Raw genomic sequence first — 23,846 nt, forward strand, 5'->3', positions numbered from 1 at the left:
AGAAAAAATAACCAATGGAGCCGGATCTGAATGCGCTCGCCGTCTTCGCGCTCGTTGCGGAAGAACGGAGCTTTCGGGCGACAGCGACACGGCTCGGCGTGACCCGCTCCGCCGTCAGCCAGACGATTCGCCGCCTTGAGGAAAATCTCGGCATCGCGCTCGTGCTGCGCACGACACGCAGCGTCAGCCTCACGGAAGCCGGCGAGCGGCTCTATGAGAGGGTCGCTCCCGCCGTGGCGGAGATGCGCGCGGCGCTGGAGAAGACCGAGGCGCTGACAGAGCTTCCGCGCGGCCGCCTGCGGCTTGCGGTCTCCTCGATCGCCGAGCGCTTTCTGGCCGGGCCGCTCCTTGCCGGTTTCGTGCGTCAATATCCCGAGGTGGAGCTGGATATCACCGTCACGGACGAGGAATTCGACATCGTCGCGGAAGGCTACGACGCAGGCGTGCGGCTCGGAGAAGTCATCGCGCAGGATATGATCGCCGTGCCGGTCGCGGGCGCCGAGCGACAACTGGCTGTCTGCGCCCCATCCTATCGCGAGCGTTCCGGCGTGCCGTCACACCCGGCAGACCTTGCCGGGCATGCCTGCATCGGCTGGCGTCCTTCTCCGAAATCGGCGCCCTATCGCTGGGAGTTCGCCGAAGCGGGCAAGGAATTCAGCGTCGCGGTGCCGTCGACGATCACCACCAATGACATGGGCCTGATGATCAAGCTTGCCGTCGCCGGCGCCGGCATCTCCTTCGGGATGGAGGAAAGCTTCCGCCCCTTCATCGGTCGCGGCGAACTGCTGCCGATTCTGGAGGATTACTGCCCCTATTTCGCGGGCTTCTATCTCTATTATCCGAGCCGGCGAAACACCGCTCCGAAGCTTCGCGCACTGATCGAGCATGTCAGGCGCTTTCCCGCCGGCGATGAAGCGCGCGAAAGCGGCAAACGAATGGGCTAAGCTCATTTGCCACCTCGAGTGATGACCGATTCAATTGCGCCCGCCATTCGCGCGGATGATCTGGCCGTTGATCCAACCGCTTTGAACGCTGGCAAGAAACGACACGATCTGGGCGATCTCCTCCGGCAGGCCGAGACGGCCGAGCGGGATGTCGTTGATCAGCCGCTGGATCAGCGCCTCCGACCGTCCCCTGAACAACAACTCCGTGGCGATCGGCCCAGGCGCGACCGCATTGACCGTTACGCCGCGCGTGCCGAGTTCCTTGGCGAGCGTATGCGTCATGGCTTCCACACCTGCCTTCGTCGCTGCATAGACGCCGTTGCCTGGGGAGTAATGGCCGATGATGCTCGTTGACAGGTTGATGATGCGGCCACCATCCCGCACCCGGCTTGCCCCCTCGCGCATTCCGTTGAACGTGCCTGTGAGGTTGATGGCAATCTGCTGCTGAAAATCCTCATCGCTCACTTCAGACAGGGGCGAGAATTTGCTGATCCCGGCATTGTTGACGAGCACGTCGACCTTGCCGAACTCGGCTTCGGCACGATCGAACAATGCCGTAACAGCCGAAGCATCGGCCACATCCGCACGGACCGCAATCGCACGGCCGCCCGCCGCTTCTATACGGGCGACGATATCCCCAGCCTCACGGGAACTCGATGCATAGTTAACGACGGTCTGGAAACCATCGGCGGCAAGCTGCCTCGCAATGGCGGCGCCGATGCCCTTCGATGCTCCGGTCACGATTGCGGTTTTGATTTCGCTGGACATGCATTTGTCTCCATTTCTCTCTCCGGCCCGAACGGCAAGCGTCACGCAGGCACGCGCTTGCGAACACGCCGAGGGAATTCGATCCTCGGATGTCGCGGAAACGCTTGTTTCGCTGGGCCTTGATCAGTAATATGAGCGATAATTCACTTTTTACTACTCGCATTCCACGGACATGTCCGAGAGCCCTCTGAAAAGCCGCCCCGCGCCCAGAAAAGCGCCGAAACAAGCCCGTTCGCTCGCGACCGTCGAGGCGATCGTCGAGGCTGCGGCTCGCATTTTGGAAGAGCGCGGCCATGAAGCCTTCTCCACCAATGCCGTGGCGGAAAGGGCCGGTGTCAGCGTCGGTTCGCTCTATCAGTATTTTCCGCGCAAGGACGCGCTGATCGGAGCGCTGATCCTCAGGGAAACGCGCCGCCTCGTCGAGGAGGCGGAAAGCGCAGCAGGCAAGCCCACCGGCAGGGAGGCTTTGTCAGCACTCATCCTCCCGTGTGTCGAGCAGCAACTTCGCCGGCCAGCCCTCGCCCGCCTGCTCGACTTCGAAGAAGCACGCCTGCCGTTGGATACCACCACCGAAAGGGTGAAGATGCGTTTCTTCGAACTCACGCGCGCAGCGTTGCTGCGGCCGGACCTGCCGATGCAGGCTGACATCGATATCGCAAGCCGGGATGTGGTGGCGATCATCAAGGGAATGGTCGACGCCGCCGGAGAACATGGCGACGAAGACAAAAGCCAATTGACTCGCCGTGCACTGCGTGCCGTCCTCGGCTATCTGAACGGTGGCTGACCCGCCCGGGCGGATAGGCACCTAGGAAAACCTGATTGCTTTCCTCAACGTCTTCGCGATTGCAGCAAACCGCATTGCTGCATTGCAGAATCCGCATTCCTAGCAAGCTACCAATAATGATCCAATCGATTATATCGATTGAAGCGGCTTCGGGATTCCGCGCTTCTTGCGGGCATCTCGGCAAGCCGCTGCCAGTCCTTCCGGCCCGTTCGGGCTTTTCGCCCGGGTCGAATCTCAAAGCCTGGCAACAACAAGAACCGAGGATAAAAAGTGGCTGGCTCAGCAACAAGCTCTGCGCCCACCAGCGCCCGTGCATCCGCACGCCAAGGCCAGGGCAATTACCAATTCGCGCTTATCGCACTCACCTCACTCTTTTTCATGTGGGGTTTCATCACTTGCTTGAACGATATTCTGGTCCCGCACCTGAAAAGCGTCTTTCAGCTCAATTACACCCAAGCGATGCTCATCCAGCTTTGCTTTTTCGGCGCATATTCCATCATATCGCTGCCGGCCGGCACGCTCGTAAAGCGCATCACCTACAAATGGGGCATCGTCGTCGGCCTCGCGATCGCAGCCGTCGGCTGTGCCCTGTTCATTCCGGCCGCCACTTACCGCGTCTACGCCCTGTTCCTGGGCGCGCTCTTCGTGCTCGCCACCGGCATCACGATCCTGCAGGTTGCCGCCAACCCCTATGTCACCGTGTTGGGACCTCCGGATACGGCTGCAAGCCGCCTGAACCTGACGCAGGCCTTCAACTCCCTTGGCACGACGATTGCCCCCTATTTCGGCGCGATGTTGATCCTGTCTGCCGCGACTGTTGCAGCCACCAACGCTACGCCGGAACAGCTCGACGCCATGCGGCTTGCCGAAGCCGGCGCGGTCAAATTCCCCTACCTGCTTCTTGCCGCAGCCTTCCTGGTGCTCGCCGCCGTCTTTGCCGCATTGAAGCTACCCGAAGTCGAAGATGAGGAGACCATCGAGCCCATGCGCGGCGGCGGCTCCGCCTGGCAGTACCGCCATCTCGTGCTCGGCGCTGTCGGCATCTTTCTCTATGTCGGCGCCGAAGTCAGCGTCGGCAGTTTCCTGGTCAACTTCCTGAGTCAGCCGGATATCGCCCATCTCTCCGAGGCCGATGCCGCGCACTACGTCTCCTACTTCTGGGGCGGCGCAATGGTAGGACGCTTCATCGGTTCGCTGATCATGCGTCATATCGATGACGGCAAGGCGCTGGCGTTCAACGCTGCCGCGGTCATCATCCTGCTCGTGGTCACCGTGCTGACAACGGGCCATGTCGCCATGTGGTCGGTATTGGCGATCGGCCTGTTCAACTCGATCATGTTCCCGACGATCTTCAGCCTGGCACTGCATGGCCTCGGCAAATATACGAGCCAGGGCTCGGGCATTCTGTGCCTTGCCATCGTCGGCGGGGCGATCCTGCCTGTTATCCAGGGCGGCCTTGCCGATACGATCGGTATTCACCTCGCCTTCCTGATGCCGATCATCTGCTACGTCTACATCGCCTTTTACGGGCTCAAGGGCCACAAGCCGGCCTGAAACTGACTGAGCCTTGCGCTCCGCCGGTTTTCCAAGCGGAGCGCAAGGGGCTTGATCCGAGGCACACCGCTTGGCATCGTGCGGCGCAACAAAACGGGAAGGACAGGCCTCATGAAAGCGCTGCTGCTCATCGACATCCAGAATGGCTTCTGCCCCGGCGGAAATCTCCCCGTGCCGGATGGGGATCAAGTCGTGCCCATCGCCAACAAACTCATCGACAGCGGCAAATACGATCTGATCGTCGCTTCGCAGGACTGGCATCCGGCCGGCCACGGCAGCTTCGCCTCCTCCCATCCCGGCAAGAAACCCTTCGAAATCGGCACGCTTTCGGGCAAACCGCAGATGATGTGGCCAGACCATTGCATCCAGAACACCAAGGATGCCGAGTTCCACCCTGGCCTCCATCTCGATGACGTCGATTTCATCCAGCAGAAGGGCCAGAATCCCGCAGTCGACAGCTATTCCGCCTTCCGTGACAATGATCAGGCAGCCCTTACCGGACTGGCGGCTTACCTGCGCGACAAAGGCGTCACCGATCTCGATCTTTGCGGGCTGGCAACGGATTATTGCGTGAAGTTCTCCGCGATCGACGCCGTCGAGATGCTACCCAATGTCACCGTCCGCTTCATTGAGGATGCGAGCCGCGGCATCGATCCTGCCGGCGTCGCTGCGGCAATCGACGACATGCGAGCCCGCGGCGTTGCCGTGATCAGCAGCAAGGATGCGCTTGCGTAAAATCGCGCGAGCCCAGCTAAACCTTCTCTAAACAAAATGGTGCAAGCTAATACCGATCAATAGGATATCGGGACTCTTAGCGTGCAGTCTATTGTCATCAACGGGCGCTTCCTCGGCCAGCCTTTGTCCGGCGTGCAACGCTTCGCGCGCGAACTGACGCTGTCACTCGATCGCAAGATCTCCTCGGGTGCTCTGCCCGCCTCGCTGAAAGGCACGCGCTGGCGTCTGGCCGTACCGCGCAACACGCCCATCGATATCAGGCTCTCGGCAATAGAAATCGATCGCTTCGGCTCCGGCCCTGGGCATATATGGGAGCAGACATCGCTGCTTTCACACTCGCGCGGCAGCCGGCTCATCGGCTTCGGCGGCAGCGGCCCGCTCCTTCATCGCCGCCAGGCGGTCGTCATCCATGACGTGACGATCTTCCGCCATCCACAATCCTTCAAGCGCAGCTACCGCCTGCTGCATGGTGCGCTCGGCACAGTGCTGACGCGCACCGCCAAGATCGGTACCGTTTCCGAATTCTCGCGGCAGGAGCTCGCCTCCGTATTCCGTGTTCCCTCAGGCGGCATCGACGTCGTCTATAATGCCGTCGATCATTATGCCACGATCGAGCCGGACGAGGCCGTGATGCAGCGGCTTGGTCTGAAGACGAACGGCTTCTTCCTTCTTGTGGGAACAATGAAACCCAACAAGAACCTCGATTTCGCCATCCGCGCTTTCGAGGCGCTGAAAGATGACAACCAGAAGCTCGTGGTCGTCGGCGGCTCCGCGCCGACCGTCTTCAAATCGGATGACCAGCAGTCAAACGGCAGCATGCTCTTTCCAGGCAGGCTTACGGACGCTGAGATCGCCGCTCTGGAGCGACATGCCACTGCCTTCGTCTTCCCGAGCCTCTATGAAGGTTTCGGCATACCGCCACTGGAAGCGATGACGCAGGGTTGTCCGGTGCTCGCTGCTGATATCCCCGCCGTGCGCGAGGCATCGGGCGACGCCGCGCTCTACTTCGACCCATTCCGACAGGATGAACTCGTTGCCGGCATGAGGCGGATCGCGACGGACAATGTATTGCGCCAGGATCTGCGCCGGCGCGGCCATGAGAATGTCACCCGCTTCTCCTGGGATGCCAGCGCCGACCGCGTGCTCTCTATTCTCGAAGATCTCTGAGAGACTTCAGGATCGGTTCTGCGGCCGGAACATGGTAACGAAGTAGCTATAGAGGCCGAGCAGGCAAAAGAGCGTGCCGCCGACCACGCCAAGCGACACCGATATCCAGAGCGAATAACCAAAGCCAGCCGTCGCCAGCACCGGCACCGCCAGCCCGATGGCGGAGAAGACGACCGGCGGCCAGACAAAATCAAAGGAAAGAGACGCCATCACCTTCACGCCAATCGCCATGGCGCACACGGCGCCGATCATGCCGCCGGCCATGAGCGCGGCATCGCTGTGGGAACCGAGGTAACCGCCGGCCAGCGTGCCGGCATTCAGCAGCACGCAGTCCAGCACCGCGAGAAGGAAGATCATCAGCAGCCGGTGCTGCAGATGCGCTGGCGTCGGCATCATGTTGGCGGTCAAGGCGCGGCATGTCGCAAGACCGATGACGAAGGGAGCAACGGCAAGAAATTCATGGCGCAAACCGGAGGCAATGACCAATTGGCCGACGGGCTGCAGCACCGCGAAGATACCCGCGGCAGTCATGAGCGTAAGGCCGGTAAGCAGCGAATAATATTCCCCGAGTTGCCTGGCAAAGGCAGGCGTTGCCCCGTCGCGATCAAAGGTATTGACGACATCGGGATATTGAATGGCCTGCAGGGCGGAGACGATGAGTACGAAGGGCCGCTGCAACAGATCGAGCGCCAGCAGCGCACCGGCCGCAGCTCCCGCTCCCAACGTGGCCGTGAGAATAGATTTCAATCCCAACGGCGTCAGCATGCCGATAACGGAGGCACTGGCCGCAACGCTGCCATAGACGAAGTGCTTGCGAAGCAGCGATGGCTGGAATGGTGCTGCCTCGCGCAAGCTGCTGCGGGTCAGAAAGAGCGCCAGAAGACCGTAAGCGCCGTAGCCCGCCATCAGGCCGATGACAGTACATGTGAAGGTCGGGGCAACGGCGGCACCTGCGAGCGTGCCGGCTGCGAGAATGGTGGCGCGCGAGCCCTGCAGCCGCGAAAAGGCGCGAAATTCCTGGCGGAAGCGCAGCATGGTGAGGTGCAGGTCGCTGCCGCCCTGGAAGATCGCGACCAGACCGCCAAGCACGGCAATCTCCGCCGAGACGGAAAAGAAGATCGAAGCACAAGCAGCAATCAGGCAGATCGCCGAGCAGGCCGCAAATTCCACGGTCAGCGCCTTGCGCTCCAATGCCTCGTTTCCCGGACCCTGCCCCGGATAGAAGCGGCTGCAGGCAAAGCGAACCCATTCGAAACAGAAAATCGCCGCGAACTGGCTGATCGAGATGAACAGCGAATAGGCCGCGTAGTCCGCCGGAGCCAGCAGATGCGCCACCACGATCAGCAGCCCGAAGGCAACCGCCGCCTGATAGAAATATGCAGCCAATGCCACGATCTTCGCCATGACTGCAGCTAACAGAAAAAGATTGAGGAAAGCGCTAATCCCGAAGGGGCAATTGCAGCATTCGATAGCGCGACCGCGCGTGATGGGCCGCTTCTGAAAACAGGCGGGCATTTCATTCCTGAAAAACCTGCTCGCAACATCAGGCGAACGGTACGGGCTATCTCCTGCTCGCCTCTTCCCTCATCCAGGCAATGACCTTCTCGAGGGCTGCGGATTTGCGATAACGAGGCCAGACGAGGTAGAAATCGGATGGACCGCTTAGCGACCCCTGGATAACCTGCGTCAAACGACCTTCCACCATATCTCGCGCCACGAAATCACGGTTGGCGAGGACGATTCCCTGCCCTGCGATCGCCGCTTCGATGGCATGCGATGTCTGGTTGAAGCTGATCCCTTTATAGGAGGCGTGAGCCGCCCGCCCGAAATGCTTGTCGATGAATTCGGGCCAGGAATTATGGGCGTCATGGAGAAGCGCGTAGTCGGCGAGCTCCTCTGCAGTCCTCGGCAGCTTTCGGTCCTGCAGCAACGCCGGGCTGCAAACGGCGATGATCTCTTGTTCGAAGAGCAGTTCGGTCGCCAATCCCGGCCCGAAAGGTGGTCGCCCGTAGCGCACTGCAAGATCCACTCCGTCCGCCTGAAAGCCCGACATGCGTTCCGTCGCCAGGATATGAAGATCGAGATCGGGATGACGAGCCGTAAAATCCGGCAGGCGCGGAATCAGCCATTTCGAAGCGAATGTCGGCGTGGTGCTGATGGTGAGCCTGACGGGTTGCGGCTCGAGATTGCCGGTTGCCTGAGCGATAATTTCAAAGGCGCGCCTGATATCGGCGATGTAGCCCCGCCCTTCGCCCGTCAGCAACAAAGACCGCGGCATCCGCTCGAACAGCTTTACGCCCAGCTCGGCTTCCAGCCCGCGAACCTGCTGCGCAACGGCACCCTGCGTAACCCCGAGCTCCTCGGCCGCCAGCCTGAAGCTGCGATGGCGTGCAGCCACTTCGAATGCCTTCAGGCCGTTCAGAGAGGGAAGTTTACCGGGCGAGCCGTTCATGCGATAGTTTTTCTACTGGCAAATGGGAATTTATCTGCTTCGCTCTCGCGCGGCGATGATGATATTTCATCGGTAATTTCGAAGCAATCGGTTCCAGTGGAACGAGATGAAGGAGGAAGCACCTATGTCGATAGAAAAAGTGGCCGTAATCACGGCGGGCGGCAGCGGTATGGGCGCCGAAAGCGCCAGACGGCTTGCGGCCGATGGCTTCCGTGTCGCCATCCTTTCCTCCTCCGGAAAGGGTGAGGCGTTGGCTCAGGAACTTGGAGGCATCGGCGTTACCGGCTCCAACCAGTCCAACGACGATCTCAAGCGCCTGGTCGATGCGACGATGGAAAAATGGCGGCGCATCGATGTGCTGGTCAACAGCGCCGGCCACGGTCCGCGCGCCCCGATCCTCGAGGTCACCGACGAGCAATGGCACACCGGCCTCGACGTCTATCTCATGAACGTCATCCGTCCGACACGCCTCATAGCCCCCATCATGCAGAAGCAGAAATCCGGCGCGATCATCAACATTTCCACGGCATGGGCATTCGAGCCGTCGCCAATGTTCCCCACTTCGGGGGTATTCCGGGCTGGCCTTGCCTCCTATACGAAGATTTTCGCCGACACCTACGCCGCCGACAATGTGCGGATGAATAACGTCCTGCCCGGCTGGATCGACAGCCTGCCGGCGACCGAAGAACGCCGCGACAGCGTGCCGATGCGGCGTTATGGCACCAGCGCCGAGATCGCCGCCACCGTCGCCTTCCTGGCCTCCGATGGCGCTGGCTACATCACCGGCCAGAACCTCAAGGTTGACGGCGGCCTGACCCGTTCGGTCTGAATTCTGGCTAAATCGAGCTCATGCCGCGTTCGTTCCCTCGGATGATGTTCCCGAGAACGGCAATGAAATCAGATCGAGCCAGCCTCAAGCAACGGTATCCTCCCGGCGGTGCCTGCTGCCCTTGAATTGCCTTTTTGCACCGCACACGTTAGAAGGGCCCGCAAAAAGGGATGAAACGGGCAGTGTAAGGCGGCGCTGCCTCGGGAGGAGTGCCACGATGGACGTCATCAACACGATAGCGGCCCTGCGCGAAAGGCTTGCCGAACACCTTAGGGCTGGCAGGCGCATCGGCCTTGTGCCGACCATGGGCTATCTGCATGCCGGCCATATGGAGCTTGTCTCCCGTGCAAAGGCCGAGAACGACGTCGTCGTCACCTCCATTTTCGTCAACCCGCTACAGTTCGGCGCCAATGAGGATCTGGCGAAATATCCGCGCGATCTCGAACGCGACAGCGCCATGCTGCGCGACGCCGGCGTCGATTATCTCTTCGCACCTGGCGTGACGGATATGTATCCGCGTCCGATGGAAACCGTCGTCGACGTGCCGAAGCTCGGTGCGGAGCTGGAGGGCGCGGTTCGCCCGGGCCACTTCGCCGGCGTTGCCACAGTCGTCACCAAGCTCTTCAACATCGTCCAGCCCGACAGCGCCTATTTCGGCGAGAAGGACTACCAACAGGTAGCGATCATCCGCCGCATGGTCGAGGACCTGGCGCAGCCCGTTCGTATCGTGCCGGTGCCGACTGTCCGCGACGTGGATGGCCTGGCCCTCTCCTCGCGCAACGTCTATCTCTCGAAAGAGGAACGCGCCGCAGCCACCATCGTCCCTCAAGCATTGGCGGAGGCCGAAAGGCTCTACGATCTCGGGGCGGATAACCCCGCAGCGCTCGAGGAAGCCCTGCGCACCTTCATGGAAAAAGAGCCGCTGGCGACAGTGGAAGTCGCCGCCGTTCGTCATCCCGATACATTGGAGCCGCTAACGACCTTGCAGGGACAACCTATCCTCATCGCGCTTTTCGTGCGCATCGGCACCACCCGCCTGCTCGACAACCGGGTCATCGGCCGCAAGCCGTCAAACAACGAAAAGGCTGCCTGAGATGAGCACTGTCGGACACACCAAGCGCATCACGCCCGCTGCGATCGAAGCGATGAAGGGCCAGCGTCCGATCGTCAGCCTGACGGCCTATACGACGCCGATTGCCCGCCTGCTCGATCCGCATTGCGACCTGCTGCTGGTCGGTGATTCCCTTGGCATGGTGCTCTACGGCATGGACACGACCGTCGGCGTCACGCTTGATATGATGATCGCCCATGGCCAAGCCGTCATACGCGGCACCAAGCATGCCTGCGTCATCGTCGATCTGCCCTTCGGCTCCTACCAGGAATCGAAGGAACAGGCCTTCCGCAGTGCTGCACGCATCCTGAAGGAAACCGGCTGCGATGGCGTGAAGCTGGAGGGCGGCGAGGAAATGGCTGAAACCGTGGCGTTCCTTACCTCTCGGGGTATTCCGGTCTTCGGCCATGTCGGACTGATGCCGCAGCAGGTGAACACGACCGGCGGCTACCGCTCTCTCGGCCGCTCGGACAAGGAAGCCGACAAGATCCGGCGCGATGCCAAGGCGATCTCGGCGGCCGGCGCTTTCGCCATGGTGATCGAAGGCACGATCGAGCCGCTCGCCCGCGAGATCACCGCCGCAGTTGCCATTCCCACCATCGGCATCGGCGCATCCGCCGCCTGCGATGGGCAGATCCTCGTTTCCGACGACATGCTCGGCCTGTTCAACGATTTCAAGCCGCGCTTCGTCAAGCATTTCGCGGAGCTGGCGCCCATGGTCTCGAAGGCGGCCGAAGCCTATGCCGAGGAAGTGAAGGCCCGCACATTCCCCGCGCTGGAACATACGTTCCAGCCGAAGAAATGAGGCGCATCAGCTCTTGGCGGGTTCCTTCTCCAGCAGATAGATCGCCTCGCCGAAATCCTCCATCTTGCTCATCAGCGCAGCATGAGCATCCCGCAGACCCTGATTGTAATAATACGGCCCGATCTCGGCGGTGAAGAAATCGAGCAGGAATTCAGCGGGCAAGGTGCCGAGCGTCTGATCCAGCTCGTCGGCGAAATAGCGCTGAAGGCGTGCAACCATCGCTGCCTTCTCCTCCTTCGAAAAGGTGATCTTCTTCATCTTTCCATCTCTCATTTTGCGAGCGGTCTCAAAACGCTGGATCAAGGAAATCAATTGATCCATCAAGGAAATTCAATTGCTGGTTCGGGGCACACAGCTTACACGTCCCGCTATTGAATAGCGCGGAAGCAAATGCGCAAGGGTGCAACGTCGTCGTACCTCTTGCAGGATCCGTGCCCTCGACACCGCATCCGGAGCAAAACCGGTTTTCCATAAAGGATAGAGCGGACCATGAGTCGCGCGGAATTTCTTGACGGGTTGAAGGGCGGCATTCCCGTCGGTCTTGCCGCAGCGCCCTTCGGTGCTCTGTTCGGCGCGCTGGCGCGCGACCAGGGCATGTCCCTTGGCGAACTGACCCTGATGAGCGGGACCGTCTATGCCGGCGCCAGCCAGATGGTGGGAATTGATCTCTTCGGCCACAATGTTCAGGCCTGGCTCATCGTGCTGTCGATCCTCGCCGTGAACTTCCGCCATGTGCTCTACTCGGCGGCGATCGCCCGCTATATCAGGCACTTTTCTGCGGTGGAGAAGTTCTTCACCTTCTTCCTGCTGGTCGATCCGCAATTTGCCGAGACGATCAAGCGCCATGAAAGCGGCAAGCCGGTGACCTTCGCCTGGTACATCGGCTTTGCCGCAGTGATCTATGTTCCCTGGGTGGTGGTGAGCCTGATCGGCGGCCTGCTCGGCAGCCTGATCGGCGATCCCAAAGCCATCGGTCTCGATATCCTGCTGCCGGTCTATTTCCTCGGCATCGTCATGGGCTTTCGCACGCGAGACAATTTCCTGCCTGTTGTCGCCGTCAGCGCAGTCGCATCAACCATCGCCTATCGCTATGTCGGCTCGCCCTGGCATGTCAGCATCGGCGCATTGGCGGGCGTCGCCCTTGCGGCAATGCTGCCGCCGGTAAAGGCGAATCGCAAGCCTGATATCGCGCACGAAAGCCACGAGGTCTGACCATGTTCGATTTCAATTCGCATATGGTTTTGCTCATTCTGGCCGCAGCCGTGGTGACCTTCCTGACGCGCATCGGCGGCTATATCCTGATCGTCAAGATGACCCGCATTCCGCCACACGTCGAGGCGGCGCTGAATGCCGTACCCGCCGCCGTGCTGACAACCCTCGTCGCACCCGCCTTCTTCATCGGCGGCTGGGACACAAAGGTGGCGATGCTTGCCGCCCTTCTCGTCGGACTGCGCTATCCGTCGACCTATATGCTGGTCGCAGGATGGGTGGTCGTCATGGCGTGGCGCCATTCCATAGGCGCTTGAGAGGGACCCCATCCCTTTTTCCAGTTGGGATGAGGTCCGTATTTCTCAATGGCTGAGCTCGAGCGTGGCATTTTCCAGCCACGCCCGTATGTCGTGATCATGAATCAGCGGCATCAGCGCCTCGCGCGTCCTAGCGTGATAATCGTTCAACCAGTTTAGCTCTTCATGCGTCAGCAGCTCGACAAGCACCAGGCTGCGATCGATAGGGCAGAAAGTGAGCGTCTCAAAGCCCAACATCGGCATGTCACCGCCCTCGATCTCCTCCGGATCGCGGATGTAGATCAGATTTTCGATGCGGATGCCGAAATGACCCGGACGGTAATAGCCGGGTTCGTTGGAAAGAATCATCCCGGGAAGCAGTTCCTGCACGGCAAGGCGCGCAATGCGCTGCGGGCCTTCATGGACGGAGAGATAGGAGCCGACGCCGTGGCCCGTGCCATGCGCGAAATCAACGCCCGCCTTCCAGAGCGCGATGCGCGCCAGCGGATCGAGATCGCAGCCGCGCGTGCCCTTCGGGAAGCGCGCCGTGCTGATGGCGATCATCCCCTTCAGGACAAGCGTGAAGAGGCGCTTCTGCTCTTCGGAAACCGCGCCAATACCGACAGTGCGCGTAATGTCGGTCGTGCCGTTGATATATTGCGCGCCCGAATCGATCAGGAACAGCTCGCCTGCCTGGATCCGCCGGTCGCTCGCCGTGGTCACGCGGTAATGCATGATGGCCGCGTGCTCGCCGGCACCCGAGATCGTGTCGAAGGAGATGTCCTTCAGCGGGTTCTGCATGCTTTCGCCGATGCGGGCGCGGCAGGCTTCCAGCCGTTCCGCCGCGGCGATTTCCGTCACCGTTCCAGGCTTGCTTGTCTCCAGCCAGTAAAGGAACTCGACCATGGCGGCGCCATCCTGCAGGTGGGCAGCCGCAGAGCCGTTGATTTCGGCAGCATTCTTGCAGGCGCGCGGCAGCTTGGCGGGATCATTGCCCTCCACGACCTCTCCACCTTCACGACGGATGATGTCGGTCAGAGCGTAGGAGGCAAGATCCGGATCGACCAGGATTCGCCCACCATTCGCTGCCGCAGCGGCGAGACGCTTTGTAAGTCCGGACGGCGGCAGCTGCTTGCAGATCTGTGTGAGATAAGCTTCCGCTTCCACCTTGGTCTTGCGCTTGTCGAGGAAGAGTTCGGCCTCACCCGCCGCATAGATGATGGCGCGGGCCAGGGGATGTGGCGTGTGCGGCACGTCGCTGCCGCGGATATTTAAGATCCAGGCGACAGAAGACGGATCGGTAATCAGCGCCGCCTTGAGATTCTTTTCCTTGAGGCCGTTTGCAATCGTCGCAAGCTTGTCCTTGGCGAGGATACCGGCCTGAGCGATGTTCTGAATGATAACATTGCCCAACGGCTCGGGTGGCCGGTCCGTCCAGAGCCTGTCGAGCGGATTGTGGGGCAGGAAGACGAGCTTGCCGTCGATCTCGGCCAGCGCCTTTTCCAGACGGCGTACTTCGGCACCCGTATGCAGCCACGGATCGATACCGAGCCGGAAACCTTTCTTTGCATGACGCGGCAGCCAGACATGCGGCGGCTCGTTCACCAGATCGCCTCCGGTAAAGACGCTGCGGTCCACCTGTTCGGCAAGCTGCGTCACATACCGGCCATCCACAAAGATCACGGCGTGGGAGTGTGTGATAAGCGCAACACCTGCCGATCCTGTGAAGCCGGTGAGCCATGCGAGACGCTCCGAGCATTTGGGTACGTACTCGCCTTGATACTCGTCGGCACGTGGCACGAGGAAGCCATCAATGCCGAGATCGCTGAAGGCAGCGCGCAAACCGGCAACACGCTCGCGACCGAATTGCGGGGTGGAAGTGACGTCGAAAGACTGAAACATGAGCAGATCCGAGACTGGTGGAGATTCCGTGAAACTGAATATTGCCAGTATGTTAGAGCATCACGATCGGAAGTGCGATGTGATTTTCGATCCCTGAGACGATATGCGCGATTACCGCAACCTCGCACCACATGAGAGCAGTTTATCCCACCTCTGCCCGTTAACGAATCCGCCCATTTCATGAGCATCGGCGTTTGAATATGACAACTTCACGGCAGGAAATATGCATATCGTGCATAGCTCCCATGAAGCTGCCCCCCTGCCACTCCGGCGAGCGAGTCGCTATATCCGCCGCATCAAACGGGGTTCACGAGGAACCCGAACGAACCAAGGACTTGAAGACAATGCCTATCACCCGCTCAGCATATGTTAGCCCGGCGCTGGCTGGCGAGCGTCGCACCGTACGCCATTCCGTCGGCTCGCTTCGTCAGCTCGAAGTCGAAACCGCAAAGGCAATCGGCGCAAGCCGCGGCGGTCGCCGCTAAGAAGTTTAAGAGCTACGCGTTCTATATCGATCGCAATCCGGTTCTCCTCCTCCCTCCCGGATCGCAGTCGGAACGCTTAGAGCCCGCTTGAGCACTCCTCCTCCACACGCTCGCGGGCAAGATCGGTGAAAGCTGATCTCAAGGCGGTGCTTCGGCACCGCCTTTTTTCGTTTCAGTAATTTCAGTTGTGGGAGCTGACCGGCTCAGGGCCGGTCGAGATGGATGGTGACCCAGCCGTTGCGCCAGATCGTGCGCACGTGCCGGAGATTGGCGCCGTTATAGGCGGCCAGAACCTTCCAGCGCTGTTCGGCGAGGATACCCGAAAGAATGACCGAGCCGCCCGGCGCCAGATGTGCCACAAGCTGCGGCGCCATTTTGATGAGCGGCCGCGCGAGAATATTGGCGATGATGAGGTCGAACGGTCCATGACGGGAAAAGGCCGTGGAATGAAAGCCAGGCGCCGTCTCCAGCGCGATACCGGAGGCGATCCCGTTGCTGCGGACATTCTCCCGGGCGACGCGAACAGCGACAGGATCGATATCCGTCGCCAGAACCGGAATATTGCGCAGCTTGCGCACGGCGATCGCGAGCACGCCGCTGCCCGTGCCGAGATCGAGCGCATTTCGCACGCGGCGGCTCGCGAGAACCTTCTCGATCGTCTCCAGGCAGCCCGCCGTCGTCCCATGATGGCCAGTCCCGAAGGCCTGTCCCGCTTCGATCTCGATGGCGATGTCGCTGGGGCCGACCTTGTCGCGATCATGCGAGCCATGCACGAGGAAGCGGCCGGCGCGCACGGGTTTTAGCCCTTCCAGCGACTTGGCGATCCAGTCGATGTCCGGAAGCACTTCCCTTTGAATGGGGAGGTCGGCAAAAATGGGCTTCAGGAGCGCTTCGAAGCGATCGCGCACCTCCTCTTCGTCCACGGCATAGAGATAGATCGACGCTTCCCAGATATCGTTCTTTTCGTCGATTTCCGTCGTTGCGATCGGCAACTCCTCGTCTTCGAATACCGGCGTCATCAGGTCCAGAATCTGCTCGGCCTTCTTCTCGGTCGTCGTCACATAAAGGCGGATTTCACTCACTCGTCGCTCTTTCTCGTTCTTATTCGGCCCAATCGATCCAGGGCGGTCTCGGCGTATCATAGCCGGCGACGCTCTGAAGCAACGTCCGACGGGCCGAGCCAAAGCGCAGAAACAGCGGCGCAAACAGATTGCGCGCCGCAATCGCCAGCGGATTTCTCATGGTCACCAGTCGCGTCAGGCCGTAGGTCTGCTTCAATACCAGCTTCACGGCGGGAATTCTCAAGGCCGAATACTCCTCTTCGCGGCCTTCCGCAATGAGCCACGCAAGCCAGCATGCATCTTCGATGCCGAGATTCATGCCGCGTGCGCCGGCTGGTGAATGGATATGAGCGGCATCGCCAACCAGGAAGACATTCCCTGTCGCCATCGGCTCGACATGACGGAAGTTGATGCGAAACTGCGAGGCCCAGACCTTCCCGGCAACGGCGGCCGGATGAACGATGCGGCTTTCGAAATCCTCCAGCGTCGAGATATAGCGAAGGATGTCGGCCGTAACAGGCAGGCATCCGACCATGCCGGGATCGAAGAGCGATATCTCGGCGTAATGGGTATCGACCGGGCCGGCATAACGAAAATCGGCAAGATAGAAATGGGCCTCCAGCGCCTCGCCTGGGAAGCCGGCGCCCATCGCCTTGCGAACCGCCGAATGCGCGCCATCGGCACCGATCAGGATATCCGGCCTTACCGTCTCCGGCACGCCGTTTGCCCGGCGCAACGCGATCTCCGGTTTCCGGAAGTCCGATATGGCCTCCGCGACCACGGCCGTCTGCCATTCGGGCGAGATGCCATAGCCCGAAAGCGCCTCCATCAACAGGCGCTCGGTGACGCCCTGCGACAAGGCGCAAACGGCGCTGAAGCGGCCTTTCACCTCTCGAGTATCCAGCTGGACAAAGATTTTCTTGTTCGAGCGGACACGAAAATGCTCGATCGGCTGGGCGGCAGCGAGGATGCGCTCTGCAACGCCAGATGGAGACAGCAGCGTCAGCGTGCGGGCATTGACACCGAGCGCCCGGCTCTCTTCCGTGGGCGTCGGGCCGGCGCCATCGTCGACGATACGGGACCTATAGCCGCGTCGGGCGAGTTCAAGCGCGGTCGCAAGGCCGGCCGGCCCTGCCCCTGCGATCAGGATGGATCTGGACTTTCCCTGTTCGCCGAGCCCCTCGCCCATGCAGGCCCTATCCCTTCTTGATCAGGTTCTCCAGCTTCTTCACCGCCACGTCCGGATCCTCCTCATAAGCGATGGTTCCGGCAAAGCGGCCGGCCGAATCCAGCAGGAATACGGAAGCGGTGTGATCCATCGTATAGTCGCCATTCGGCTGCTTTTCGTCTACCGGCACTTTCTTGGCATAGACGCGGAAGCCCTTGACCATGTCCATCACTTTGGCGGGATCGCCGGAGATGCCGGTGATGCGCTTCGACACATTGGAGACATACTGGTCCATGGTGGCGGGCGTGTCGCGTTCGGGATCGACGGTTACGAAATAGGCGTTCAGCTTGCTACCATCGGGATCGACCTTCTGCAGCCAGCCGTTCAACTCGAACAGCGTCGTCGGGCAGACATCCGGGCAATGCGTATAGCCAAAGAAGATGGCCGACGGTTTGCCGCGAAACGCCTGTTCGCTGATCGGCTGACCGCTTTGAGAAACAAGCGTGAAAGGCACGCCATAGGGACCGGACACCGCCACCTCGGGCGACTTGCTTCCACCAAAGCTCAGCCAGCCCAATAGTCCGGCCACGATCAACACGACCACCCAAATCGCAATCCGCACGCTTCTCATGACTGCCTTTCCTCACCAATTCCGGCGACCGCACCCGAAAGGCAGCGCGATCCGCCCATCAGCCGGTGTAATGGCTCGACGTTGAGGACGCAATTCAAGAAGATGTTCGCACGAGGCCGAAATCGTCGCAGCATGCGTTTCAGCCCCCAAAGCCTGGCGTGCCTCGTTTCCCTGTCTGACGCGGGCCTGTCAGACAAAATCTACGATCATGTTAAACCAATCCTAACCTGTCCGCGCCAACATCTCTTTCAAGATCGAATTCGACTTCGCCCGCCGCCCGAAAACGCGGCAAATTCTTTATTTCAGAAGGGCATGACGCCCGCCGGAACGCCAGGCGTTTTGCGCCGAAGCACCGGATGCTGCCGCTGCCTAAGCCGCTCCAGCCGATCTCTTTTTCAATCGCGAGCGTCGCTTGCCGGCGATGCCAATCGGGAAGTTCTCGAACATGACCAACGCCATCAAGCAATCGGGCGCCTATCTGGAAATCGTCTCCTTCCACCTCGGCGATCAGGAGTTCTGCATCGACATCATGGCCATCCGCGAAATCCGCGGCTGGGCGCCGGTGACGCCGATGCCGCATACGCCGCCTTACGTGCTCGGCCTCATCAACCTGCGCGGCGCAGTGATCCCGGTCATCGACATGGCCTGCCGCCTCGGCATGAAGATGACGGAACCATCCGAGCGTTCGGCGATCATCGTCACGGATATTGCCGGCAAGCTCGTCGGCCTTCTTGTCGAGCAGGTCTCGGATATGATGTCGATCAAGAGCGAAGACCTGCAGCCGGCGCCGGAAATCGTTCCGGAAGCACAGCGCGCCTTCTGCCGCGGCATCGTGGCGCTGGAAAAGACCATGGTCTGCTTCCTCAACCTCGATACGGTTATTGCAGACCAGCTGGCCCAAGCCGCCTGATTTCGACAGGTTAGAATTACCCCTAAAAGATCGCCCTGAAGCTCGGCTCCAGGGCGATCGTTTTTCATATAACCGGCTTTGGCAGGGGTGTAGCCAAGGATGCCGGACTTGCAGGCCGTGAACAGGGGCAAGAGTCGCCTCCGTGTTCGCTTTCAAAATTGCATCAAAAAGGTGCAGACCGAAAGCAACCAGAAGCAATTCGACAACCCAAGAGTACGACTTTTTTTGGTATTATCTCTCCACCAGTTGTGATTGCGGTATCCTGGTAATGGTGATTGATCCCGCGCAGAAGTCGGGTTGCGTCTTAATTGGGCTTGCCCTTCTTCCATGTAACCTGCTGACCAAACAAGGGTATCGTCGAAATCGCCATCTTGGCCGAGCCGTCCGTCAGCTGGCGTGAATGGATGAGGTAGATCAACGTGTCGTTCTTCTTGTCGTAGATCCGGGTGACGACCAGCTTCTTCCAGATGAGAGACAATCCGGCACGAAATACCTCTTCGCCGCTTTGCGACAGGTTGATATCGCCGATTTCGATTGGTCCTGTCTGGCGGCAGGCGATGGAATTGTTGGAGGGATCCTCGAACCAGTTGCCCTTGCGCAGCCGGTCGATAACGCTGCGATCGAAATAGGTCACATGGCAGGTCACGCCGGTGACTTCCGGATCCGGCACGGCATCGACCAGAATGTCATTGCCCGTCCAATCCACGCCGACCTTGCCGACGACCTCAGCGGAAGCGGAAACGGGCGCCATGGCCAGAAGAGACGCAGCAATGGCGGCAAGGAACTTCGGTGAACGCATCAATCATCCTCCAATAACGGCCGCTGGGAGCAAAAGCGGCATGGCTAAGGTAAGATGGCCGATGAACGATGCAAGACAGGGCTGGCAATCCGTATCGGATGCAGCCGGGACGCCGCCGCCAGAGTGCTGGCGTCCCCATGAAAACCGGAGGCGACGCAGCTTACTTCTGGCTGATCGCGACTGCTCCGGTCTCCAGCAGCGATTTGAGGTTCGACAGAATTTTAGGCCAGCCACCCGACACAGCCTCGATGAATTTGGAATTCTCCGCGTCGATCGCGTGGGTGACGGTCAATTTCACGGCATTATCCGCGGGCTCCAATTCCATGACGCAGCGCGACCAGCCTTCGGCTTTCAGCTCGGGGCGAAATTCATTGCGCCATTTGAAAGCCAGGCGCCGAGGCGGATCGAACTCTGCAATCTCGCCGGTGTCGGCGACGCGACCATCCGGAAAGAGCATTCTCCACGGCGCACCGACTTTCCATTCGGTGTCATGGACCATGTCGAACCAATATTGCCTGATGAATTCCGGCGTGGTCAGCGCCGACCAGAGCTTCTCCGGCGTGGTGCGGATGAAGGTGACGTAGACGAATTTGCTTCCGGTCATGTCATTTCTCCTTGCTTGAATGTCTTCTTGTCGCGGTTAGTGACTGTCCTCGTCTTCCAGCGCCTTCTTCAAGGCCGAAAGCGCGCTCAAATGCTGGCGTTCGAACTTGTTGATCCAACGCTCAGCAATGCCGTTGATCGGGACCGCGTTGATGAAATGCAGCTTTTCGCGACCATGCTTCTCTGACGAGACCAAATTGGCCTCTTCCAGAATGGCAAGATGCTTGGCCACAGCCTGGCGGGACATCTCCAGATCTTCGCAGAGCGCGCTCAGCGTTTGTCCGTTGCGCTCATAGAGCCTGTCGAGCAACTGCCGTCGACTAGCATCCGCCAGCGCCTTGAAAACTGCATCATCATCCACGGATACGGAACCATTTAGTTGCCCATTTTCTATATATAGGCAACTAAATGGTTGCCTGTCAAGGTATCGATAGAAAGCAAGCAGAGCGAATTCCACCGGGAATGATTGACAACGGCAGCATCGCATCGGATCATCCGCCCATGATCGCAAATCGGACCACAGTAATGCACCTTCACACCATCTCTCCCCTTGCAGGGCGAGTGGAAGCTGTGTTGCGCTGAGCCGACCGCGATCCATCTCAACCCTGCCGAGGCGAGCAGGGTTGAAGCCTCCTTGCTCTCCTCCCCTGATATCAAAGGAGAGCCCATGAATTCCGACCAGGACGACCCAATCAAGCGACGGCCAGGTAAAATCGGTCCGATCGAGATTCGTGCAACGCGGCCGTCGGATGCCGAAGCGATCGCGGCAATCGCCAATCTTCCCGGTTTCCGCGCCGGTACCTTGCGTCTGCCCTTTCAAAGCCTTGAGGAAACGCGGGAATGGCTGGAAAAGCCCGCCCCTGACTCAACGCGCCTTGTGGCGGAGGTAAACGGTCAGATCGTCGGCAATGCCGGCCTGAAACGTCTTGCCGGCCGGCGGATTCACACCGGCAATATCGGTATGGGCGTGCATGACGATTTCACGGGCTGCGGCATCGGGTCCGCACTGCTGGGCGCTCTGATCGACGCGGCCGATAACTGGCTTGCGATCAAGCGTCTGGAACTGACCGTCTACGTCGACAATGCGCCGGCGATCCGGCTCTACGAGAAATTCGGGTTCCAAACCGAGGGCCGGCTGCGCGCCTTCGCATTCCGCAACGGCGAATATGTCGATGCGTTTACGATGGCACGCCTGAAATTCTGAGCGCCTGAGATTCTGAGTGATCAAGGGCGGCGGATTGCAATTCCGCCGCCTTCCGTCATCCGCCGATCAAAGCCAGCCACTCGTCCTCGGTCATGACCTGGACGTCGAACTCACGCGCCTTGTCAAGCTTCGAGCCGGCGCCCGGTCCCGCCACGACGATGTCGGTCTTTTTGGAAACCGAGCCGGATACTTTCGCGCCGAGACTCTCCGCCTTCGCCTTGGCCTCGTCGCGTGTGAACTTTTCCAGCGAACCGGTAAATACGACCGTCTTGCCGGCCACGGGGCTGCCCGAAGTCACCGGCTGCTCCGCTTCTTGAGGCTGAACCTCCTCCAAGAGCTTTGCGATCACCTGCGTATTGCGCGGTTCCTTGTAGAATTCGACGATGGCTCGCGCGACCACCTCGCCGATGCCCTCGATATTGTTAAGGTCGTTCCAGGCATCGCCGACAAGCGGTGCGGCTTCCTTCATCGCTGTTTCAAAGGCTTGGTAGGTTCCATAGGAGCGTGCCAGCAGCTTGGCGGTCGTCTCGCCGACATGGCGGATACCCAGCGCGAGGATGAAGCGATGCAAGGCGATCTTTCGCCGCTCGTTGATCGCGGCGTAGAGCTTACTGACGCTCACCTTGCCGAAACCGTCAATGTTCTCCAGCTTGGCAAGCGATGCCTGCTGACGCCTCTCCAGGGTGAAGATGTCGGGCGCGGTCTTTATCTGCAGCGCCGGGTCCTCGCTCTCGAAGAAGAAATCGATCTGCTTCGAGCCCAGGCCCTCGATATCGTAGGCGTTGCGCGAAACGAAATGCTTGAGATGTTCGGTCGCCTGCGCGCGACAGATGAAGCCGCCGGTGCAACGCGTGACGGCGTCGACCTTGCCGGTCTTTTCGTTGATATCGCGCACCGCATGGCTGCCGCAGACCGGGCAGACTTTGGGAAATTCGTATGGCACGCTCGACATCTCACGCTTTTCCAGCACGACATCGACGATCTGCGGGATGACGTCGCCCGCCCGCTGTACGATTACCATATCGCCGACACGGATATCGCGGCCGTCGCGGATCGGCTCGCCCTTGTTGCCGATGCCCTTGATGTAATCGGCATTGTGCAGCGTCGCATTGGTCACCACCACCCCTCCGACCGTGATCGGCTCGAGCCGCGCGACCGGCGTCAGCGCCCCTGTACGGCCGACCTGGATGTCGATGCCGACCAGGCGCGTGAAGGCCTGTTCCGCCGGAAACTTGTGCGCCGTCGCCCAACGCGGCGAGCGCGAACGGAAGCCGAGGCGGGCCTGCAGTTCCAGACTGTCGACCTTGTAGACGACGCCATCGATATCGTAATCCAGATCCGGCCGCTGCAGGCCGATCTCCTCGTAGTGACCGAGAATGTCGGCAACCGAACTCAGCCGCTCCATCAGCGGATTCACCGGGAAACCCCAGGATTTGAAGATCTGCACCATGCCGTATTGGGTATCCGCCGGCATGTCCGACATCTCGCCCCACGCATAGGCAAAGAATTTCAGCTTGCGGCTGGCCGTCACCTTCGCATCGAGCTGACGCAGCGAACCGGCGGCCGTATTGCGCGGATTGACGTAGGTCTGCTTGCCCTCGGCTTCCATCTGCGCGTTGAGCGCCAGGAAGTCGCTCTTGGCCATATAGACCTCGCCACGCACCTCGACGACCGAGGGAGCGCCCGCAGGCAAGGTCTGCGGTATTTCCTTGATGGTCCTGATATTGGCCGTGACATTTTCACCGGTGGTGCCGTCGCCGCGCGTAGCCGCGCTCACCATCCGACCATTCTCGTAGCGGATCGACATCGAGAGGCCGTCGATCTTCGGCTCGGCGGTAAAGGCAATGGAATTGTCCGGAAGGCGGCCGAGGAAGCGATAGACGCTGGCGACGAAATCCTCCACATCCTCCTGCGAGAACGTGTTGTCGAGCGACAGCATCGGCCTTGCATGCACGACGGGCGCGAAAGTTTCAGACGGTGCAGCGCCGACCCGGCGCGAAGGGCTGTCGGCACGAATGAGCGCTGGAAACCGGGCCTCGATGGCATCGTTGCGCCGCTTCAGCGCATCGTAATCCGCATCCGAAATCTCCGGCGCATCCTTGCCATGATAAAGCGCGTCATTGCGCGCGATCTCCGCGGCCAGATAGGCAAGTGCCGCGGCCGCCTCCTCTTCGGTCAAATCCTCGACGGGCTTCTGTTCGGTGCTCATGAATCTACACTCCCCGATTTCGGAGATGTTTTAGAGCACTTCCATGAAAACTGCGAAGCGGTTTTTCCGTTCGTGACGCGCAATATAAGGGGAAAAATCCGGCATTCGACGACGACTAAATTCACGAAGTTCAGAATAGCAGTTCGGTGCCGCAATCCAAAATCCGTGTCGGCCGACCTTAGTCATGGCCGGCATCTGCAGCACACGGCCGTAAAATTCC

The 23,846-nt window shown here is 60.2% G+C and carries 26 protein-coding genes; 13 read left to right on the forward strand and 13 right to left on the reverse strand.

Going from position 1 to position 23,846, the window contains the following annotated elements; translation table 11 throughout:
* The first annotated feature begins 14 nt into the window (after positions 1-14).
* Entirely contained in the window at positions 15-944 is a 930-nt protein-coding gene (locus FHT84_RS05675) for a LysR substrate-binding domain-containing protein (protein ID WP_183761342.1), read from the forward strand.
* A gap of 30 nt (positions 945-974) precedes the next feature.
* Here the strand turns inward: FHT84_RS05675 and FHT84_RS05680 are convergent, their stop codons facing one another.
* A complete protein-coding gene (locus tag FHT84_RS05680; protein WP_183761339.1) occupies positions 975-1,712 on the reverse strand; it encodes an SDR family oxidoreductase in 738 nt (245 codons plus the stop codon).
* Between the two features lie 172 nt (positions 1,713-1,884).
* Between FHT84_RS05680 and FHT84_RS05685 the strand changes: the two genes are divergently transcribed.
* The 4 genes from FHT84_RS05685 (at position 1,885) to FHT84_RS05700 (ending at position 5,952) form a co-directional block, all read left to right on the forward strand.
* The gene (locus FHT84_RS05685; protein ID WP_183761336.1) at positions 1,885-2,496 is read left to right on the forward strand and encodes a TetR/AcrR family transcriptional regulator; all 612 of its coding nucleotides are present in this window, start codon (positions 1,885-1,887) and stop codon (positions 2,494-2,496) included.
* A gap of 270 nt (positions 2,497-2,766) precedes the next feature.
* Positions 2,767-4,050, forward strand: coding sequence for a sugar MFS transporter (locus FHT84_RS05690; protein WP_183761333.1), 1,284 nt, complete (start codon positions 2,767-2,769; stop codon positions 4,048-4,050).
* Positions 4,051-4,161: 111 nt separating this feature from the next.
* Positions 4,162-4,785 (forward strand): bifunctional nicotinamidase/pyrazinamidase, encoded by a 624-nt coding sequence (pncA, locus tag FHT84_RS05695; RefSeq protein WP_183761330.1) that lies wholly within the window; start codon positions 4,162-4,164, stop codon positions 4,783-4,785.
* A gap of 81 nt (positions 4,786-4,866) precedes the next feature.
* Positions 4,867-5,952 (forward strand): glycosyltransferase family 1 protein, encoded by a 1,086-nt coding sequence (locus FHT84_RS05700; protein WP_112343873.1) that lies wholly within the window; start codon positions 4,867-4,869, stop codon positions 5,950-5,952.
* Between the two features lie 6 nt (positions 5,953-5,958).
* Here the strand turns inward: FHT84_RS05700 and FHT84_RS05705 are convergent, their stop codons facing one another.
* Both FHT84_RS05705 and gcvA read right to left on the reverse strand, forming a co-directional pair.
* On the reverse strand, positions 5,959-7,344 hold the full coding sequence (locus tag FHT84_RS05705; RefSeq protein ID WP_245430427.1) for a hypothetical protein: 1,386 nt from the start codon (positions 7,342-7,344) through the stop codon (positions 5,959-5,961).
* A 169-nt stretch (positions 7,345-7,513) separates the two neighbouring features.
* Positions 7,514-8,404, reverse strand: a complete 891-nt coding sequence (gene gcvA, locus FHT84_RS05710) for a transcriptional regulator GcvA (RefSeq protein WP_112343872.1) — start codon at positions 8,402-8,404, stop codon at positions 7,514-7,516.
* Between the two features lie 124 nt (positions 8,405-8,528).
* Here gcvA and FHT84_RS05715 point away from each other — a divergent pair, with 124 nt between their 5' ends.
* From FHT84_RS05715 to panB, 3 genes are all read left to right on the forward strand, one after another.
* On the forward strand, positions 8,529-9,233 hold the full coding sequence (locus FHT84_RS05715; protein ID WP_112343871.1) for an SDR family oxidoreductase: 705 nt from the start codon (positions 8,529-8,531) through the stop codon (positions 9,231-9,233).
* A gap of 217 nt (positions 9,234-9,450) precedes the next feature.
* The gene (gene panC / locus FHT84_RS05720) at positions 9,451-10,326 is read left to right on the forward strand and encodes a pantoate--beta-alanine ligase (RefSeq protein ID WP_112343870.1); all 876 of its coding nucleotides are present in this window, start codon (positions 9,451-9,453) and stop codon (positions 10,324-10,326) included.
* 1 nt (position 10,327) lies between these two features.
* Entirely contained in the window at positions 10,328-11,149 is an 822-nt protein-coding gene (gene panB, locus FHT84_RS05725) for a 3-methyl-2-oxobutanoate hydroxymethyltransferase (protein ID WP_112343869.1), read from the forward strand.
* Between the two features lie 6 nt (positions 11,150-11,155).
* Here panB and FHT84_RS05730 read toward each other — a convergent pair whose 3' ends face one another.
* Positions 11,156-11,407 carry a DUF2164 domain-containing protein gene (locus FHT84_RS05730; RefSeq protein WP_112344054.1) on the reverse strand — a complete coding sequence of 84 codons (252 nt, stop codon included), beginning with the start codon at positions 11,405-11,407 and terminating at the stop codon, positions 11,156-11,158.
* Between the two features lie 231 nt (positions 11,408-11,638).
* Here FHT84_RS05730 and FHT84_RS05735 point away from each other — a divergent pair, with 231 nt between their 5' ends.
* A complete protein-coding gene (locus tag FHT84_RS05735; RefSeq protein ID WP_113249367.1) occupies positions 11,639-12,361 on the forward strand; it encodes an AzlC family ABC transporter permease in 723 nt (240 codons plus the stop codon).
* A 2-nt stretch (positions 12,362-12,363) separates the two neighbouring features.
* Complete coding sequence (locus tag FHT84_RS05740; RefSeq protein ID WP_112343867.1) at positions 12,364-12,675, forward strand: AzlD family protein; 312 nt, start codon at positions 12,364-12,366, stop codon at positions 12,673-12,675.
* Between the two features lie 45 nt (positions 12,676-12,720).
* On the opposite strand, the gene FHT84_RS05745 is transcribed toward FHT84_RS05740, so the two are convergent.
* Positions 12,721-14,556: an aminopeptidase P family protein gene (locus FHT84_RS05745; RefSeq protein ID WP_112343866.1), complete on the reverse strand. Its 1,836-nt coding sequence runs from the start codon at positions 14,554-14,556 to the stop codon at positions 12,721-12,723.
* 344 nt (positions 14,557-14,900) lie between these two features.
* Here FHT84_RS05745 and FHT84_RS05750 point away from each other — a divergent pair, with 344 nt between their 5' ends.
* Positions 14,901-15,041 (forward strand): hypothetical protein, encoded by a 141-nt coding sequence (locus FHT84_RS05750; protein ID WP_169644998.1) that lies wholly within the window; start codon positions 14,901-14,903, stop codon positions 15,039-15,041.
* 203 nt (positions 15,042-15,244) lie between these two features.
* On the opposite strand, the gene FHT84_RS05755 is transcribed toward FHT84_RS05750, so the two are convergent.
* The 4 genes from FHT84_RS05755 to FHT84_RS05770 form a co-directional block, all read right to left on the reverse strand.
* The gene (locus tag FHT84_RS05755) at positions 15,245-16,123 is read right to left on the reverse strand and encodes a 50S ribosomal protein L11 methyltransferase (RefSeq protein ID WP_112342788.1); all 879 of its coding nucleotides are present in this window, start codon (positions 16,121-16,123) and stop codon (positions 15,245-15,247) included.
* Positions 16,124-16,142: 19 nt separating this feature from the next.
* The gene (locus FHT84_RS05760; RefSeq protein ID WP_112342787.1) at positions 16,143-17,291 is read right to left on the reverse strand and encodes an NAD(P)/FAD-dependent oxidoreductase; all 1,149 of its coding nucleotides are present in this window, start codon (positions 17,289-17,291) and stop codon (positions 16,143-16,145) included.
* 7 nt (positions 17,292-17,298) lie between these two features.
* Positions 17,299-17,901: an SCO family protein gene (locus FHT84_RS05765; RefSeq protein ID WP_112342786.1), complete on the reverse strand. Its 603-nt coding sequence runs from the start codon at positions 17,899-17,901 to the stop codon at positions 17,299-17,301.
* A 211-nt stretch (positions 17,902-18,112) separates the two neighbouring features.
* Positions 18,113-18,367: a hypothetical protein gene (locus tag FHT84_RS05770; protein WP_146758981.1), complete on the reverse strand. Its 255-nt coding sequence runs from the start codon at positions 18,365-18,367 to the stop codon at positions 18,113-18,115.
* Here FHT84_RS05770 and FHT84_RS05775 point away from each other — a divergent pair.
* Positions 18,347-18,811: a chemotaxis protein CheW gene (locus FHT84_RS05775; protein ID WP_112342785.1), complete on the forward strand. Its 465-nt coding sequence runs from the start codon at positions 18,347-18,349 to the stop codon at positions 18,809-18,811. The genes FHT84_RS05770 and FHT84_RS05775 overlap by 21 nt on opposite strands.
* A 304-nt stretch (positions 18,812-19,115) precedes the next feature.
* Here FHT84_RS05775 and FHT84_RS05780 read toward each other — a convergent pair whose 3' ends face one another.
* The 3 genes from FHT84_RS05780 to FHT84_RS05790 all read right to left on the reverse strand — a co-directional run bounded on the left by FHT84_RS05780 (position 19,116) and on the right by FHT84_RS05790 (position 20,574).
* Positions 19,116-19,610, reverse strand: coding sequence for a CreA family protein (locus FHT84_RS05780; protein WP_112342784.1), 495 nt, complete (start codon positions 19,608-19,610; stop codon positions 19,116-19,118).
* Positions 19,611-19,770: 160 nt separating this feature from the next.
* A complete protein-coding gene (locus tag FHT84_RS05785) occupies positions 19,771-20,214 on the reverse strand; it encodes an SRPBCC family protein (protein ID WP_113249372.1) in 444 nt (147 codons plus the stop codon).
* A 36-nt stretch (positions 20,215-20,250) separates the two neighbouring features.
* Complete coding sequence (locus tag FHT84_RS05790) at positions 20,251-20,574, reverse strand: metalloregulator ArsR/SmtB family transcription factor (protein WP_113249373.1); 324 nt, start codon at positions 20,572-20,574, stop codon at positions 20,251-20,253.
* A 306-nt stretch (positions 20,575-20,880) separates the two neighbouring features.
* Here FHT84_RS05790 and FHT84_RS05795 point away from each other — a divergent pair, with 306 nt between their 5' ends.
* Positions 20,881-21,417 (forward strand): GNAT family N-acetyltransferase, encoded by a 537-nt coding sequence (locus FHT84_RS05795; RefSeq protein ID WP_113249374.1) that lies wholly within the window; start codon positions 20,881-20,883, stop codon positions 21,415-21,417.
* Between the two features lie 55 nt (positions 21,418-21,472).
* On the opposite strand, the gene ligA is transcribed toward FHT84_RS05795, so the two are convergent.
* Positions 21,473-23,626: an NAD-dependent DNA ligase LigA gene (gene ligA / locus FHT84_RS05800; protein WP_113249375.1), complete on the reverse strand. Its 2,154-nt coding sequence runs from the start codon at positions 23,624-23,626 to the stop codon at positions 21,473-21,475.
* Positions 23,627-23,846 lie beyond the last annotated feature (220 nt).

The organism is Rhizobium sp. BK289 (genome assembly GCF_014193575.1).
GTDB lineage: Bacteria > Pseudomonadota > Alphaproteobacteria > Rhizobiales > Rhizobiaceae > Rhizobium > Rhizobium tropici_C.

Excerpts from the sequence above, each read along its gene's own strand:
- FHT84_RS05675 (WP_183761342.1), top strand. The coding sequence starts at position 15 with ATGGAGCCGGATCTGAATGCGCTCGCCGTCTTCGCGCTCGTTGCGGAA.
- FHT84_RS05680 (WP_183761339.1), bottom strand. The coding sequence starts at position 1,712 with ATGTCCAGCGAAATCAAAACCGCAATCGTGACCGGAGCATCGAAGGGC.
- FHT84_RS05685 (WP_183761336.1), top strand. The coding sequence starts at position 1,885 with ATGTCCGAGAGCCCTCTGAAAAGCCGCCCCGCGCCCAGAAAAGCGCCG.
- pncA (WP_183761330.1), top strand. The coding sequence starts at position 4,162 with ATGAAAGCGCTGCTGCTCATCGACATCCAGAATGGCTTCTGCCCCGGC.
- gcvA (WP_112343872.1), bottom strand. The coding sequence starts at position 8,404 with ATGAACGGCTCGCCCGGTAAACTTCCCTCTCTGAACGGCCTGAAGGCA.
- FHT84_RS05715 (WP_112343871.1), top strand. The coding sequence starts at position 8,529 with ATGTCGATAGAAAAAGTGGCCGTAATCACGGCGGGCGGCAGCGGTATG.
- panC (WP_112343870.1), top strand. The coding sequence starts at position 9,451 with ATGGACGTCATCAACACGATAGCGGCCCTGCGCGAAAGGCTTGCCGAA.
- panB (WP_112343869.1), top strand. The coding sequence starts at position 10,328 with ATGAGCACTGTCGGACACACCAAGCGCATCACGCCCGCTGCGATCGAA.
- FHT84_RS05730 (WP_112344054.1), bottom strand. The coding sequence starts at position 11,407 with ATGAAGAAGATCACCTTTTCGAAGGAGGAGAAGGCAGCGATGGTTGCA.
- FHT84_RS05735 (WP_113249367.1), top strand. The coding sequence starts at position 11,639 with ATGAGTCGCGCGGAATTTCTTGACGGGTTGAAGGGCGGCATTCCCGTC.
- FHT84_RS05740 (WP_112343867.1), top strand. The coding sequence starts at position 12,364 with ATGTTCGATTTCAATTCGCATATGGTTTTGCTCATTCTGGCCGCAGCC.
- FHT84_RS05745 (WP_112343866.1), bottom strand. The coding sequence starts at position 14,556 with ATGTTTCAGTCTTTCGACGTCACTTCCACCCCGCAATTCGGTCGCGAG.
- FHT84_RS05750 (WP_169644998.1), top strand. The coding sequence starts at position 14,901 with ATGCCTATCACCCGCTCAGCATATGTTAGCCCGGCGCTGGCTGGCGAG.
- FHT84_RS05760 (WP_112342787.1), bottom strand. The coding sequence starts at position 17,291 with ATGGGCGAGGGGCTCGGCGAACAGGGAAAGTCCAGATCCATCCTGATC.
- FHT84_RS05765 (WP_112342786.1), bottom strand. The coding sequence starts at position 17,901 with ATGAGAAGCGTGCGGATTGCGATTTGGGTGGTCGTGTTGATCGTGGCC.
- FHT84_RS05775 (WP_112342785.1), top strand. The coding sequence starts at position 18,347 with ATGACCAACGCCATCAAGCAATCGGGCGCCTATCTGGAAATCGTCTCC.
- FHT84_RS05780 (WP_112342784.1), bottom strand. The coding sequence starts at position 19,610 with ATGCGTTCACCGAAGTTCCTTGCCGCCATTGCTGCGTCTCTTCTGGCC.
- FHT84_RS05785 (WP_113249372.1), bottom strand. The coding sequence starts at position 20,214 with ATGACCGGAAGCAAATTCGTCTACGTCACCTTCATCCGCACCACGCCG.
- FHT84_RS05795 (WP_113249374.1), top strand. The coding sequence starts at position 20,881 with ATGAATTCCGACCAGGACGACCCAATCAAGCGACGGCCAGGTAAAATC.
- ligA (WP_113249375.1), bottom strand. The coding sequence starts at position 23,626 with ATGAGCACCGAACAGAAGCCCGTCGAGGATTTGACCGAAGAGGAGGCG.